Below are 16,852 nucleotides of genomic sequence, written 5' to 3'. Positions count from 1 at the left end.
TATTCAACTTGTATCGGTAAGAAAGTGAGAGGAACGGCAGGCAGATCACCTGCCATCCTCACTTTCTATGTAATGAATACCTTATTATTTTACTTTACTACAGCTTTTACTGCATTCTCACCTTCGATCGCTACGACTACCACACCCTGCGGAGCTGCAATCGTTTCATTATCCGAAGTCAACACTACCTTAGCAATCGTTTGACCCAAGATATTGCTTACCGTAACCTTCTTACCCGAAGCATTAAGAACCGTCACTGCGCCAGCCTCGGCTACCACCTTCACATCCGTTGCAGATACTTGAGCATTAGCCAGCGGAGCCTTATCCGTCATTTTCACGTTCCACACTTCGGCTTCCGTAATCCAATCCGAGTATGAACCACGGCTAATCACCGGTACACCATTCTGGATTTTCACCCAACCACCGACCATCGGAGCGATCATACGACCGGCTGTTACATCACGATTCGTCGTTTCAGATTCGATCAGGAAGTCCTTCTTCGAACCACCGCCTATTTCCGTGAAACGGAACGAGAATACTTCGTCTTTATGCAAGTTGTTGCTCAGATCACGGATCACCACTTTCGGATCCTTTCTCAGTTTCTTATAGTTTACATATTCGGTACCGTCAGCAGCCTTCTGCAAGAACGCTTCGATCGGACGACCATTCAGAATATACAAACTATCTCCTGCGTGAATAGCCGGAACAAACGACAAGCGCTCCCATTTCGAATCCCAAATATAAGCTTCATCAATAATTTTACCATCCTTATGTCCGGCCTGACGAGCAGAATCGGTCTGGTTACGCAGGTAACGAGCATATACGTACGGACGATCCAATTCATCTTCACCGCAAACAGGGCAGCCCAGATAACCGAATTTCGGACCTACCGCCAACAGATACTGCGGTTTAATATGTCCCGTACCACGGTTTACATAAGCTGTGTCTACGTAGATAGCCCAATCGGTATCCAGATGACGTTTGAATACTTGATCTTTATCTTTGTTCGCGATAGCATCATCTTCGTTCTGAACGCCCATAAAGTTGATACTGCTATGATGCATTCCCGGAAGTTGCTTTATTTTATAAGAATAGATACTGTGAGCATCTTCATAGATATACTCTCTTTCTTTTCCTACAGCCGTACGATGGAATTTCAATGTATCCGGATTATCGGAAGCTACAGTACTTTCGTCCGTAGTATTGAAACGACGGTACAGAGGCTCCGTATCGTGAGAAAGTGCGAATGTCGAAACACGCTGTGCACCAATTGTCTTAGGCTGACTTCTCACATATCTGTTCAAGTCGTCAACAGAAGCATGAACCACCCCAAACGAATTTTGCAGCACCGTTCCGTGACTGTTATCGTGTACTCTTACGGTATCCGTGATAGGCAGACCGGTAATATCCGTATAATGGTGGAAATTAGCGATATCGATACGATCGATCAGTGCATAGTAGTTCTTACCGTCTACCTGATACGTAAAGCGCAGATAGAATTTAGCCTTATTCAGCTTGCGAGCGTTAGCAATCGCCTCTTTCGTATATCCGTAACGGCCGTTATCATCCAATACCAGATAGTATTCATTACGTTTAAACTTCCAATAGTCATTGATCTGCATATGATAGTACCATCTTTCCAGCGGAGCGATATAGTCATCAGATTTAGCATTTGCGAATTTACCTGCCAACAGACCGTCAAACCAGCCAATACCGTATTTCTCGGTGCCGTATGCTTCCTTACGTAAAGTATCGGGTACAACCAACTGGAAGAAAGTCTTATCACCCTTCAATACATACAATATCGTATCCTTTTCCGAAGCTTTTTCTTCGAAGCCCATATAATGTTCTCCGCTCAAGCCGCTCAAATACTGGAAGGAATAAGCAAACCAGTTAAGTGAATCAAGCGCTTCCTTAATACCACCCTTCGGATCATTCTTCTTGCTCGGTTTGCGGCTAAAGAATCGATACCCCAGATACGGATCGTTACGATAAGGTTTCGGAACACGGGTATAGCTTTCTTTGTTCACCAAATTTTTGCCCATTACCGGCGAATAATCTTTCTTCTTATTCTTCGGATCCAAACGCCACCAAACACCTTTGAAAAGCTCATAATCATTGTAAACCTGTACATATTCGATACGAATATCATTAAACTCACGGTTTGTCAGATGAATCTTCGAGATTTCAGAACCGTCGTTCACCTTCTCAACAAACCATTGATAAGAAGGAGTCATATTGGCTACTTCATTTTCGTCGAGGTACAACCATTGCGGAGTAAAGCTACCTGCATACATGGGCACCACCAAATAACGTCCATCTTTATCTTTGATGGTATACAAATCGCTCGGAATCGTCGTACGATTCTTATCGTACAGGAGACAATTGTTGATATTGAAGAATCCACGCACATTAGCAGGCTTCTCATACACAGTAATAACACGTTCTCCGGCTGACAAATCCTGCATACGCACTGTCAGGAAGTTCCAGATTTCCTGATTAAACAGGCCATCATACCCGGGATTGGAAGAATAAATTCCATTATCGGAATGAACACCAAAATCAATATGATCCAACTTACGTACATTGATTACCAAACTGTCCTCGGAAGGATAGTAAACAAAACGCCAGTCACTCTGTTGAGCAGACGATTTCTTTCCTGTCACAATCTTCGGATAACGGAATCCCAAATCATTTATATAATCCTCATCCGTAGCACTTAATGCGGTAACATACTCACCTGCCTTATTTTTCAAATTCAAATACAAGGCATTACCCGATGTTCCGGTCACTTCTTCAGCCTTCAAGGGTTGTTCAAACGGATTCACCTGACCCTTGCTAACCTTTTGCGAGAATTCAAGTTGACGATACTCCTCCGTTGAATATTCATACATCATCGTATTAAATTCCTTGGCAGTAAGCACTCTCGGAAGAGCCGAAACCAATGTAAATTTCAACAAATCATTCTTGTAAAAATCCGCATTCACATCGAATTCATCCTTATGAGCTACAACAAGACGAACAGAGTCAGACGCACCACATGTTCTGTTAATGGCGAACGTCATATAATAGTCCGGTTCCACCTCTATAGCAAGATACTGTTCCTGCTCCAGCGGCACGGTATTATACGTACGAGAGAACTTCCATATACCGAGATTACCTCCCACCAACGGAAGATCACCCTGAGACTTAACCTTCATACCGGCACACCAAGCCCTGCCAAACATAGCCTTTTCATAATTAAACTCTAACCCGGCGCCATACTCCTTATTCGTAAAAGCGAAACCGGGCACCTTACCATAATTTTCCGGTCTGGTCACATTCACACACCACATCGATGCGCGCAGTCTGCGATACGCTGAATCGGCTGGAACACCCGGCTCATAAATATAGGCAGCAGGATCGACCAACGTAATGTAACCATACTCGTCCATCGCCAAGAACCTATCCTCCGGTCCACTAGGGTATTGCACCTCCACCTTCAAGTGATAAGCTCCTTTACCTACTCCTTCCGGAAGATACTTAACCGCATCACCGTAAGGAAGTGTTTGCGCATTCGCCATAAATGCCGCCACAAACAGCATCAGCGAAGCCGCTAACAAAGTAAATACTTTTTTGTTCATAATCAAATAATTAAATATTAATACTAAGTAAATTAATTTATTTCCTTCATCTTACAACACGCATCCGTAGAGACTTTCCACATCAGCGGACACACTATTCAGTGCAACAAAAATACATATTTGTTTTGTTCCTGCAATCATAAACTTGTTTTTTTTTTCATGCGTTGTCTGTTTCTTATCAAAAAAGGTGTTTCCATGTACAAAATATAAAGCCCCGGCAACAACGGCGAACATTCGTCTGTTCTTCTGCTACCGGAACTCGTTGGGTATATTTCTTTTCTGTTATCTGAGGCATTGTATAAGTTTGATTCTTATTGTTTTTCCATAATGCACCTAACGTGCATATTAAAAATCATATGATATTTTATTGTATTTTACTTGAGCCGAAACCCGGACTCGAACCGGGGACCTATTCATTACGAATGAATTGCTCTACCAACTGAGCTATTTCGGCATAACATCTTATTTATTACGTTCTCATGGAACACCTCAACAAGTATCGATCGGACTAATTCGGGCGCAAAGATAATAACTTATTCGACATCTGAAAAGAGTTTCTTATAAAAATCTTTTAATTCCCGATCCAAACTTTTCATCAGATCGACCTCTTCAGCCGTATCCTCCATGGAATAAAGAACTTCCAATACACTAAAATCTTCGTTTGTCAGATGAATCACAAACGGTTTCATAAAATTCGCATGCTCAAAAACGCCCGCCTCAGCCACCTTGTTGATCGCCGAACGAATCATAGCGATCTTTTGAGGGGTAAATGCTTCGTCCTTATTCTTAGCATCGGCCCAATCGAAAATCACTTTTTTCTTCAACAGACGCTCTTGCTCGTCGAAGATCTGAATTTCGCCGGTCTCGATATCCAATTGTACTCCCAAACTGTTAATAACGCACACCTCATGATCTTTTGTCAGACGTTCTACGACCGACAAAAATAACGATTCTATCACAGGCTGAACCTTCGAATTTTGTTTCATCTTCTATTCCTTACTATCCAAGCACAAAAAAACACATTTCCATAAGACGCATGACAAATATTGATAATCAATAAACATCCATCTATATGGGCGCCCTTTTTGCTTTCGAAAGAACAAAGGTAAGCATTGTTTCGTTTTTCGAAGAAGATTTATTCTTTTTTAAGCATGCAAGCATTAAGGCTTTGATCAAAAAAGAGGGTCGAATCGTGAAAGAAATAGCTAAACAATTCCACATAAAATTCCCAAACATTCAATCATTCGATCATATTTCGCGTCTTATTTGTTAATTGTGAAACAATTTGAAAAATGTTCCACAATCACGCAAAAATCATACGAGATAAATATTTTCTCTGTTCTTCCGTTTAAAACTGCTTTCTCAAAGCTTCATCCGAGTGTACCCGATGTTCCAAGACCGAGATATAACAGGCCTGATTCCGCGTAGCTTCGGCCGACGCTCCCAAGTACTTGCGACAAAGCTCATGCGACCACCTCGCCCACTCCAGCGCTTTTGACAAATCTCCCTTCAACTCCTCGCTCAAAGCAAGATTGGCAGCCAAACGCGCTTGAGCTTTCCCTTCGGGCATTCGGTCGTAAAGGCGCTGCCAGATAGCAGCAGCCTCCTCCCAATGATCTGTCGCAGCATAAGCTGCCGCTTCTTTCCACAGTGATCCCGAAGCCGTATAATACCAGCGAGTATCTGATTCCCAATGCGGAACAAAATTCAGATGGGTCTTATCGGCCAGATAGCTCGACACGCCACGCAACACTTCATCCAGCGGAAGTTCTTCGATCTTCTCCGTTGCGGCCAAGTCCCACTCGAGATTAACCGGTATCGTGTCGGACAGCAGGACGGTTCCTAAAGCACGCTTCTCGTCGGGAATAGTCGCGCGCACCGTGCCGAGCACTTCCACATCGACCGACTCCACCGGCAGATAGTCCCCCTGCCGAAGTACTCCTTTCATCTTAAAGAGCAAACGGTCTAACGAGATCACGGCATCGACTCCCTCCTCTTCACATAATCGCCGCACCGTTTCACCGGTCAGGCGCTGCTCCGAAGCGAAAAAGGAATCGGTCCGTAAAGCGACCTGATAAAGACGTACATCTTCAAAACGCGGAGACTGAGCCATCCGTTCGCCTAACCTCCGGCAAAAATCGAATGTCGTACTGTCGGCTCTTACCCCCATCGTATCAGCCGAATTTATCGGCCGTAAGGCTTCATAGCGTACCTTCGGCTGCGCCACGGCATTATTTACGATCAGGATTTTACGCACCTTCTTCGGAAAGACAATCTCGGAAGGGTTGTATGTCTCTATCTCTACATAACGTAATGAGCTGCATGAAGCGAGGAGCAACAGGCAAAGCCCTGTCACCGCGAATAAAAACCGAGACGAACGTCCTTCTCTTGCCGAACCCTTAGCGCACATCGGCATCTCTTCCTTTCAACTTCTCAACGTTTTCTCGCAGCGTCTTCAGCTTGCTTTCGGCATCGGCCTGCTTTTTGCGCTCATTAGCCACGACTTCAGGCTTCGCATGAGCGACAAACTTTTCGTTACCGAGTTTTTTCATGACCAAAGCCAGAAACCCTTCAAGGTAATTGATCTCCTCCTGCATCTTCTTCACCTCCCCAGCAACGTCGATCGTACTTCCGAGGGGTACGGCATATTCCGTCGTACCGACCAGAAACGATGCCGACGTCTCATCTTTCGGAGCACGCACAATCTGCTCCAGATGACACATCTTCGTAATCACCGTATTGTAAGCATCGTCAAAATCGCCCGATACGATTTGAAGCGTCAGAGGCTCCCTGTTCGGGATGTTCCGCTCAAGACGTATCGAACGGACGGCGGCTACGATATTCTTTACGTTCTCGAAATCCGCGACGAGCCGGTCATGTTTATTGCCCACATCGGGCATTTGTGATACCATGATGCTTTCGCCGGGCCGGCGCTCGACAAGCGCCTGCCACACTTCTTCGGTGATAAACGGCATAAACGGATGAAGCAGCAACGTCAACTGTTCAAAAAACCGGAGTGTGGCCGAATATGAAGTCGCATCGATCGGCTGACCGTATGCCGGTTTGACCATTTCGAGATACCACGAGGAGAATTCGTCGCGGAAAAGTTTGTACACGACCATCAACGCTTCGGAGATGCGATATTTTGAGAAATCGTCGTTCAACTCCTCGATGGCTGCGGCGACACGCGCCTCAAACCACTTGACGGCAATTCCGGCAGATTCGGGCTGCGGAAGATCGGCTACCGTCCAGCCTTTTACGAGACGCAGCGCGTTCCATATTTTATTATTGAAGTTACGTCCCTGCTCACAAAGAGACTCATCGAACAGGATATCATTGCCGGCCGGCGCGGAGAGCATCATTCCCATACGCACACCATCGGCGCCGTACTTCTCGATCAGTTCGAGGGGATCGGGCGAATTACCCAGCGATTTCGACATCTTCCGTCCGAGCTTATCACGCACGATACCGGTAAAATAGACGTTTTTAAACGGCATCTTCCCCTCGTATTCATAGCCGGCCATAATCATACGCGCCACCCAGAAGAAAATAATATCCGGAGCGGTGACCAAGTCGGACGTCGGATAGTAATACGCCATTTCCTCGTTACCGGGACGGTTCATCCCGTCGAAGAGAGCGATCGGCCACAGCCATGACGAGAACCACGTATCGAGGCAATCCTCATCCTGACGCAACGTATACGTTCTTCCCGCGCCACCCAAAGCGGGATGCTGCCCGGCTATCGCGCGTGCTTCGTCTTCGGTCTCGGCTACAATCGTAACTGTAGACGGCGTCTCGCCCTGTGGGAGATTCGTCGGGACAGCATAATAGGCCGGTATCCGGTGTCCCCACCACAACTGGCGACTGATACACCAGTCTTTGATGTTCTCCATCCAGTGGCGATACGTATTTTTAAACTTCGACGGATGAAAGACGATCTCATCGTTCATCACCGCATCGAGAGCGGGACGCGCCAGCTTTTCCATCTTCAGGAACCACTGCATCGAAAGTTTCGGTTCAATGGCGACCTGCGTACGCTCCGAGAAGCCTACCTTATTTATATAGTCTTCCGTTTTCTCGAGTAATCCGGCCGCCTCAAGATCCTGCACGATCCGTTTGCGCACTTCGAACCGATCCATACCCACGTAGAGTTGACCCGCCGGAGCAATGGTGCCGTCGTCATGGAATATATCGATCGAAGGAAGGTTATATTTTTCTCCGAGCAGATAGTCGTTCACATCGTGAGCGGGTGTCACTTTCAGACAGCCCGTACCAAAATCGACATCGACATAATCGTCTTCAATCACGGGAATAACGCGGTTGACAAGCGGCACAATCACCTGTTTGCCGTGTAAATGTTTGTTTTTCGGATCGTCCGGATTGATGCACATGGCCGTATCGCCCATGATGGTTTCGGGGCGTGTGGTAGCGACCACGGCATACCCTTCTTCACCGACGATCTTATACCTTAAATAATAAAGTTTCCCCTGTTGCTCTTTATAGATCACCTCTTCGTCGCTCAAGGCCGTCAAGGCTGCGGGATCCCAGTTGACCATGCGCACGCCACGATATATCAGCCCCTTATTATACAGATCGCAAAAGGTCTTGATCACACTTGCCGAGCGGGTCTCATCCATGGTGAATGCCGTACGCTCCCAGTCGCACGAGGCGCCGAGTTTGCGGAGCTGCCGCAGGATAATCCCGCCGTGCTCTTCCGTCCATTGCCAGGCATGTTTTAAAAACTCCTCCCGCGTGAGGTCCGATTTGCGTATTCCTTTTTCGGCCAGACGCGCTACAACCTTGGCCTCCGTAGCGATGGAGGCATGATCGGTGCCCGGCACCCAACAGGCGTTTTTCCCCGTCATGCGCGCACGACGGATCAGGATATCCTGAATCGTATTGTTGAGCATGTGCCCCATGTGCAATACTCCGGTCACATTAGGTGGCGGTATCACGATGGTGTACGGTTCGCGCCCATCGGGTTTCGAGGCAAACAGCCTGTTATCTAACCAATATTGATACCACTTGCTTTCGACCGACGAGGGGTCGTATTTCGTTGCTAATTCCATTTGCTCTTGTTATTGATGCTTTATCAACAGTCGGCGCAAAAATAATAAATATAATCGAGAATGTAGTTTTTTTGTATCTTTGCACCCCAAAAAGCAAAGATAAGCACGACTTTGAGAGAGAAAAACGAACAGTTTCTCCCTTTCCGTGCCATAATCTCTGCCCCGGATTTTAAAAAAGAACAACGAGAAAAGATGCAAAAAAAACTGGTTATCGTAGAGTCTCCTGCGAAAGCAAAAACCATCGAGAAATTTTTGGGTAAAGACTATCAGGTCATGTCGAGTTACGGACACATCCGCGACTTGAAGACGAAAGAATTCAGTATTGATATTGAGAACGATTACGCACCGCAATACGTCATTCCGGCGGAAAAGAAAAAGCTGGTCGCAGACTTGAAAAAAGCGTCGCAAGAGGCGACGGAGGTGCTGCTCGCGTCTGATGAAGACCGCGAAGGAGAAGCCATTGCCTGGCATTTAGCCGAAGTGCTGGATCTGAACCCCCAAAATACGCAGCGCATCGTTTTTCACGAGATCACGAAGAACGCGATCCTGCACGCGCTGGATACGCCTCGCAGCCTCGATATCCATCTGGTCAATGCTCAGCAGGCACGCCGCGTATTAGACCGGATCGTAGGTTTTGAGGTGTCACCGATTTTATGGCGCAAAGTCAAGCCGGCGCTATCGGCCGGACGGGTGCAGTCGGTAGCCGTGCGCCTGATCGTAGAGCGTGAACGCGAAGTGAACGACTTCGTGGCCGAAGCCTCGTACCGGGTCATCGCTACTTTCATCCTGCCCGACGGAAAAACGCTCCTGAAAGCAGAACTGAACAGACGCCTGAAAGACAAGGATGAGGTCGACCGGTTTCTGAAAGCATGCCGGGAAGCAAGTTCGGAATTTATCATCGACGATATCAGTAAAAAGCCGCTGAAAAAATCGCCGGCTCCGCCCTTCACGACTTCTACGTTGCAACAGGAAGCGGCGCGCAAGCTCGGCTTCTCCGTTTCGCAGACGATGATGGTTGCTCAACGACTTTACGAATCGGGATTCATCACATATATGCGTACGGACTCGGTGAACCTGAGCAGCCTTGCCCTGAATACGGCCAAGGAAGCGATTTTCCGCGAATACGGGGAAAAGTATCATCAGCTACGCAAGTATCACACGAAGAGCAAAGGCGCACAGGAAGCGCACGAAGCTATTCGTCCGACGTATATGGATCATCCGGCAATCAACGGAAACGCACAGGAGAAAAAACTGTACGACCTGATCTACAAACGTACAATCGCCAGTCAGATGGCCGATGCCGAACTGGAGCGCACGACGATCTCGATCGGTATCGGAAAGATGAAAGATAAATTCCTCGCTACGGGCGAGGTGGTGAAGTTCGACGGTTTTCTGCATGTCTACCGCGAGAGCGCGGACGACGAGGGAGAAAGCGAGCAGGAAAACGGACTGCTCCCGGCCGTGCAGGTGAAAGATGTGCTCGGCGTGCAGGAGATTACCGCTACGGAACGCTTCACGCAGCGTCCGCCGAGATATACGGAAGCCAGTTTGGTGCGCCGCATGGAAGAGTTGGGTATCGGACGTCCGTCTACATACGCACCGACGATCCAGACGATTCAAAACCGCGAATACGTCGTTCGGGGAGATAAACCGGGCGAAGAACGTTCCTTCCACGCGGTCACCCTGAAGAACGGGACAATCACGGAGGCAGAAAAGAAAGAGATCGTCGGAGCCGATCGCAACAAGTTGCTCCCGACCGATATCGGCACGGTAGTCAATGATTTCCTGATGGAGTACTTTCCGGATATTATGGATTACAACTTCACCGCCAGCGTAGAGAAAGAATTCGATGCCATTGCCGAGGGTGAGCTGGTCTGGACGAAAGCGCTCGATAAATTCTACCGGTTCTTCCATCCGATTGTAGAAAAAACAGCCGCGGTGAAAACAGAACATAAGGTCGGGGAGCGTCAGCTCGGTATCGACCCGAAGAGCGGGGAGCCGGTTTTCGTCAAAATCGGCCGTTACGGTCCGATTGTTCAGATCGGGCAGGCGAATCCGAACGACAAGCAAGCGCCCAAGCCGCGTTTCGCGTCGCTGATGAAAGGTCAGTCTATCGAAACGATCTCGCTCGAAGAAGCACTGGAGCTTTTTAATCTGCCGCGTGTCATCGGCACGTTTGAAGACAAGGAGATGACGGCAGCGATCGGCCGATTCGGGCCGTTCGTGCGTCACGACAACCAATTTGTATCCATCCCCAAGACGCTAAGCCCCTACTCCATCACGGCCGAAGAGGCGATCGCGCTGATTGAGGAAAAACGGAACAAGGAGGCGCAGCGTTACATCAAAAAGTTCGAGGAAGAGCCGGGACTGGAAATTCTGAACGGACGTTACGGGCCGTACATCACATTCGACAAAGCCAACTACCGTATCCCGAAAGGCGTTGAGGCCGCGTCGTTGACGCTCGAAGAGTGTAAAAAAATCATCGCCGAGGCCGATGAAAAACCGGCCAAAAGAAGAGGCGCAAAGAAGAAATAAAAAAAAGCTGCTCAACGGCAGCTTTTTTTATTTCGTTCCGTTCGGAAGCCCTCCGCTACATCCGCTCCGGCATCTCGATACCCAGCAGCGACATGGCCGAGCGCACGATCTTGGCCGTTTCGGCCGAGAGTGTCAGACGCAACTGCCTGATCCGTTCATCGCTCTCGCCGAGGATCGTATAGTCGTGATAGAACTGATTGAACTCGCGCACCAGATCATAGACGTAGTTGGCAATGCAGGCCGGACTATACGTCTCGCCGGCTTCTTTAACCGTCGAGGCGAAGTCGGCCAGCGAACCGATCAATGTCTGCTCTTTCGCATTGACGGGCGTATCGGTCGGCAGCTGTTCGGGGATGACAAGCCCCTGTTCTTCGGCCTTGCGAAGCACCGAGCGGATACGTGCATACGTATATTGAATAAACGAACCGGTGTTTCCGTTGAAGTCGATCGACTCTTTCGGATTAAATGTCATATTCTTACGCGGATCAACTTTCAAGATGAAATACTTGAGCGATCCTAACCCGATGACGCGGATGATATCGTCGGCTTCCGAAGGGCTCAAGCCGTCCAGCTTGCCCAGCTCGTTCGAGATATCGCGCGCCGTGGCAATCATCTCGTCCATCAGATCGTCGGCATCGACGACCGTCCCTTCGCGGCTCTTCATCTTCCCTTCGGGCAGTTCCACCATACCGTACGAGAAATGAATCAACCCTTTGCCGAAAGCGAAGCCCAATTTATCGAGCAGAATCGAGAGCACTTGGAAATGATAATTCTGCTCGTTCCCTACGACGTAAATCATCCGGTCGATCGGATAATCGTCGAAACGAAGTTTGGCCGTGCCGATGTCCTGCGTCATATACACCGATGTGCCGTCGGAGCGCAGCAAGATTTTCTCGTCCAACCCTTCCGGCCGCAGGTCTGCCCATACCGACCCGTCGTCGCGGCGATAAAACAGTCCTTTCTTCAATCCTTCCAGCACCTTCTCGCGCCCTTCGAGATACGTCTCCGATTCATAATAAATCTTATCGAAATCGACTCCGAGCCGCTTATACGTCCGATCAAAGCCATCGTACACCCAACCGTTCATCCGGTTCCACAACTCGCGCACCTCGGCATCGCCGGCTTCCCAGCGGCGGAGCATCTCACGCGCCTCGGCCATCAACGGCGACCGGGCTTCGGCCTCTTCCTTACTCAGGCCCGATGCCACGAGCTGACCGACTTCCTCACGGTAATGCTTGTCGAACATGACATAAAAATCACCGACCAGATGATCGCCTTTCTTTCCCGACGATTCGGGCGTCACGCCCTCGCCCCATTTCTGCCAGGCCAGCATCGACTTGCAGATGTGGATTCCCCGATCGTTGACGATATTCGTTTTAATCACCCGGTTACCGTTGGCTTTCAGAATTTCCGACAGACTGTATCCCAACAGGTTGTTACGCACATGTCCGAGATGGAGCGGCTTATTCGTGTTGGGCGACGAGTATTCGATCATCACCAGCGGAGCCTTTTCGGCCGGATGCGTAATGCCGTAGGTCTCCTGCCCGTGCATCGCGTTCAGCATCTCGATCCAGTTCGATCCGGCGATTGTCAAGTTCAAAAAGCCTTTAATCACATTGAATGAGGCGACAGACGACTCATGTTCCAGCAGATATTCACCGATCTCCTGCGCCGTCTGCTCGGGCGTTTTTTGGGAGATGCGCAAGAACGGAAACACGACGAGCGTAAGATGTCCTTCAAATTCTTTTTTTGTCTTCTGCAGAACGGCCTGTTCGGGTGCAATCGTCACCCCGTAAAGTATCTGTATGGCGGAACGTATGGCCGCCGAAAGTTGTTGTTCAATCATTGTGCAACCTAAATTTTAACGGGACAAAGGTAATATTTTTTCGGGAAACCTGCGGCCACTTCCGCCCTTGTAACGGGCTGCTTATGGAGTATGCCTTCCCCCCGCGACGATACGATTCCGTTATTTTTTGCATCATCTCGAACAGCTCTTAAACGGTTGCCGCATCTTGTTTGAGCGATTTAAGTGTTGTGAAAAGGCTCCCGCAAACTGTTTAAGGTTTCGGGCGATTGCCCGAAGCCTTCCGCAAATTGTTTTAACGTTCGGGCAGTTACCCGAAAACTCCCACATTTTGTTTTAACATTCGGGCGATTACCCGAAAGCTCCCACACTTTGTTTTAACATTCGGGCGATTGCCCGAAAGCTCCCGCATTTTGTTTTAACGTTCGGGCGATTACCCGAAGACTCCCGCACTTTGTTTTAACATTCGGGCAGTTACCCGAAGGTCTACCGTTTTTAATTCCTTTAACTCAAATTGCGTGATACACGGTTCGGCGTGTACCATGAACAATTGATTTTTAATATTATGTCAGCAAACAGCGTTCGGTATGCCGCGTAGGGGCGAACCTTGTGTTCGCCCCTACATTAACGGCCTTTCCCCTGCCCTGTCATTCAGAGTGAAGCGAAGAATCTCTTCCCTTTTTCGGGGCGAGATTCCTCACTATGTTCGGAATGACAAACGCGGCGTTCGTAATTCGTAATTTGTCATTCGTAATTTTCTCCCAGCCCTGTCATACCGAACGCTGAATACTGACCGCTGTAAAAGCCCTGAAAGGGCGTAATAATTCAGCCCAATGTGGAGCGAAGCGAAGCGTTGGGGAAAAAGGCCACACCCCGATAAGAGGGCTGAAAGCCTGATATAATCGTCAGCGGAATACCCCCAACAAATCAACAACCAAACAATTCAATAATTCAACAAACAGTCATAGTCTGCAATTTATTTAAAAAAAGCCACCTCGCGCAAGGCGAGATGGCTTTTTACCATACACGGTTTACTCCTCTTTGGGAGTATACGATCAATCCTTGAACTTGGCCGAGAGGTACTCGCGATTCATGCGAGCGATATTCGTCACCGATATTTGTTTCGGACATTCCACCTCGCATGCTCTGGTGTTCGTACAGTTTCCGAACCCAAGCTCATCCATCTTGGCCACCATGGCTTTAGCACGGCGGGCCGCCTCCACCTTACCCTGCGGGAGCAAAGCCAGCTGACTTACCTTGGCCGACACGAACAGCATGGCCGACCCGTTCTTGCAGGCGGCCGCACAAGCGCCGCAACCGATACAGGCGGCCGCATCCATAGCCAGATCGGCATCTTTCTTCGGAATCGGAATAGCATTGGCATCGGGTACTCCACCGGTGTTGACGGACACGAACCCTCCGGCCTGCATGATCTTGTCGTATGCCTGACGGTCGACCGTCAGGTCACGGATCACGGGGAAACCGGCCGAACGCCACGGTTCGACGGTAATCGTCTCGCCGTCGTTGAACTTGCGCATGTGCAACTGGCACGTGGTAATAGCCGAATCCGGGCCGTGCGGATGGCCGTTGATGTATAACGAGCACATACCGCAGATGCCTTCGCGGCAATCATGATCGAAGAAGACCGGTTCTTTGCCTTCGTTGACCAACTGTTCGTTGAGCACATCCAGCATTTCGAGGAACGAACTGCCCTGAGAAATTCCTTTGAGCGGATATGTTTCAAAAGCGCCTTTTTCTTTCGGACCTCGCTGGCGCCATACTTTTACGGTTATATCGATATTTTTATCCATTGTCTTGTTCTTTTAAGCTGTGTGAAACTCCTTAATTCTTATAGTTCCGCTGCTGACGAACGACAAACTCGTAATCGAGCGGTTCTTTCAGCATCACCGGATCTTTGTCTTCGCCCTGATATTCCCAGCACGATACATACGAGAATTCTTCGTCGTGGCGCATCGCTTCACCTTCCGACGTCTGGTGCTCTTCGCGGAAATGTCCGCCGCACGATTCGGCACGGTCATACGAGTCGTGCGCCATCAGTTCGCCGATCTCGATAAAGTCGGCCAGACGCAACGCTTTTTCAAGCTCTACGTTCAGGTCGTCGCCCTTGCCGGGAATACGTACATTGCTCCAGAATTCTTTTTTCAGTTTCTTCAACATCTCGATGGCTTCTTTCAGCCCTTCGGCATTACGCGCCATCCCGACGTGATCCCACATAATGTGTCCCAGCTCTTTATGCAGACTGTCGACCGAACGCTTTCCTTTGATGTTCATCAACCGGTTGATCCGATCCTGAATCTGCTTCTCGGCTTCCGCAAACTCCGGCGCGTCGGTCTTGAAACGGGGCACCTGAATCTGGTCGGCCAGATAATTCTGAATCGTATACGGCAGCACGAAATAACCGTCGGCCAATCCTTGCATCAGGGCCGATGCTCCCAGACGGTTCGCTCCGTGGTCGGAGAAATTGGCTTCGCCGATGGCAAACAAACCCGGGATGTTGGTCATCAATTCGTAGTCTACCCACAGTCCGCCCATCGAATAGTGGAGCGCCGGATAAATCATCATCGGGGTTTCGTACGGATTATCGTCTACAATTTTTTCATACATCTGGAAGAGGTTTCCATAGCGTGCTTCTACGACATCGCGTCCCAGACGGTTGATGGCGTCGGCAAAGTCGAGGTAAACGGCCTGACCGGCTCCTACGCCGAACCCTGCGTCGCAACGTTCTTTGGCAGCACGCGAAGCCACGTCGCGCGGCACGAGGTTACCGAACGCCGGATAACGACGTTCCAAATAATAATCGCGGTCTTCTTCCTTGATCTGTGTGGGTCTCAGTTTGCCGGCACGAATCGCTTCGGCATCTTCTTTCTTCTTGGGCACCCAGATACGTCCGTCATTACGTAACGACTCCGACATCAGCGTCAGTTTCGACTGAAATTCGCCGTGCACCGGAATACACGTCGGGTGAATCTGTACCATACACGGGTTGGCGAAGTACGCACCTTTCTTGTAGCACTGCCATGCCGCCGATCCGTTCGAGGCCATCGCGTTCGTCGACAGGAAGAATGTGTTCACATATCCGCCTGTGGCTACGACTACGGCGTGAGCCGCAAAACGTTCTATCTTACCGGTCACTAAATTGCGTGCCAGAATACCGCGGGCTCGTCCGTCGATCTTTACGACATCAAGCATCTCATGACGCGTGTACATCTTTACTTTACCCAGCCCGATCTGACGGCTCAGCGCCGAATATGCGCCCAGCAGTAACTGCTGTCCCGTCTGTCCGCGGGCATAGAACGTACGCGATACCTGTGCCCCGCCGAACGAACGGTTGTCGAGCAATCCGCCGTATTCGCGGGCAAAAGGTACACCTTGCGCCACGCACTGGTCGATAATGGCATTCGATACTTCGGCCAAACGGTACACGTTGGCCTCACGGGCACGATAGTCGCCCCCTTTAATCGTGTCGTAGAACAGACGATACACCGAGTCACCGTCGTTCTGATAGTTCTTGGCCGCATTGATACCTCCCTGCGCTGCAATGGAGTGCGCACGACGCGGCGAATCCTGAATACAGAAATTAAATACGTTAAACCCCATTTCGGCCAGCGAAGCAGCTGCCGAAGCGCCGGCCAGCCCGGTACCTACGACAATAATATCCAAACGGCGTTTGTTGGCCGGGTTTACCAGCTTCTGGTGTGCTTTATAATTGGTCCACTTCTCGGCTAACGGCCCCTGTGGTATTTTTGAATTTATTTGACTCATAACGATTGCTTTTTAAAAGAAATTACATCTTGTTTGTT

General features: G+C 49.2%; 8 protein-coding genes and 1 tRNA gene. 1 reads left to right on the top strand and 8 read right to left on the bottom strand.

Features of this window, described 5'->3' with window-relative positions:
* Positions 1–89: 89 nt before the first annotated feature.
* From ACTTKA_RS01955 to ACTTKA_RS01935, 5 genes are all read right to left on the bottom strand, one after another.
* Positions 90–3,623: a DUF6383 domain-containing protein gene (locus tag ACTTKA_RS01955; RefSeq protein WP_442723766.1), complete on the bottom strand. Its 3,534-nt coding sequence runs from the start codon at positions 3,621–3,623 to the stop codon at positions 90–92.
* Positions 3,624–4,004: 381 nt separating this feature from the next.
* Positions 4,005–4,077 (bottom strand) — tRNA-Thr (locus ACTTKA_RS01950).
* 79 nt (positions 4,078–4,156) lie between these two features.
* Positions 4,157–4,609, bottom strand: a complete 453-nt coding sequence (locus ACTTKA_RS01945; protein ID WP_442713413.1) for a hypothetical protein — start codon at positions 4,607–4,609, stop codon at positions 4,157–4,159.
* Positions 4,610–4,971: 362 nt separating this feature from the next.
* The gene (locus ACTTKA_RS01940; protein ID WP_442723765.1) at positions 4,972–6,033 is read right to left on the bottom strand and encodes a DUF6340 family protein; all 1,062 of its coding nucleotides are present in this window, start codon (positions 6,031–6,033) and stop codon (positions 4,972–4,974) included.
* Entirely contained in the window at positions 6,023–8,692 is a 2,670-nt protein-coding gene (locus ACTTKA_RS01935; protein ID WP_442723764.1) for a valine--tRNA ligase, read from the bottom strand. Before ACTTKA_RS01935 ends, ACTTKA_RS01940 begins: the two co-directional genes overlap by 11 nt.
* Before the next feature lie 192 nt (positions 8,693–8,884).
* Here ACTTKA_RS01935 and topA point away from each other — a divergent pair, with 192 nt between their 5' ends.
* Positions 8,885–11,227: a type I DNA topoisomerase gene (gene topA, locus ACTTKA_RS01930; RefSeq protein ID WP_442723763.1), complete on the top strand. Its 2,343-nt coding sequence runs from the start codon at positions 8,885–8,887 to the stop codon at positions 11,225–11,227.
* A 55-nt stretch (positions 11,228–11,282) separates the two neighbouring features.
* On the opposite strand, the gene argS is transcribed toward topA, so the two are convergent.
* From argS to ACTTKA_RS01915, 3 genes are all read right to left on the bottom strand, one after another.
* Positions 11,283–13,073: an arginine--tRNA ligase gene (gene argS, locus ACTTKA_RS01925; protein WP_442723762.1), complete on the bottom strand. Its 1,791-nt coding sequence runs from the start codon at positions 13,071–13,073 to the stop codon at positions 11,283–11,285.
* A gap of 1,013 nt (positions 13,074–14,086) precedes the next feature.
* Positions 14,087–14,842, bottom strand: a complete 756-nt coding sequence (locus tag ACTTKA_RS01920) for a succinate dehydrogenase/fumarate reductase iron-sulfur subunit (RefSeq protein ID WP_014224986.1) — start codon at positions 14,840–14,842, stop codon at positions 14,087–14,089.
* 31 nt (positions 14,843–14,873) lie between these two features.
* On the bottom strand, positions 14,874–16,814 hold the full coding sequence (locus ACTTKA_RS01915) for a fumarate reductase/succinate dehydrogenase flavoprotein subunit (protein ID WP_014224985.1): 1,941 nt from the start codon (positions 16,812–16,814) through the stop codon (positions 14,874–14,876).
* Positions 16,815–16,852 lie beyond the last annotated feature (38 nt).

Source organism: Tannerella sp., assembly GCF_052170195.1.
Lineage (GTDB): Bacteria > Bacteroidota > Bacteroidia > Bacteroidales > Tannerellaceae > Tannerella.
This window is presented reverse-complemented; position numbering and strand designations above follow the sequence as displayed.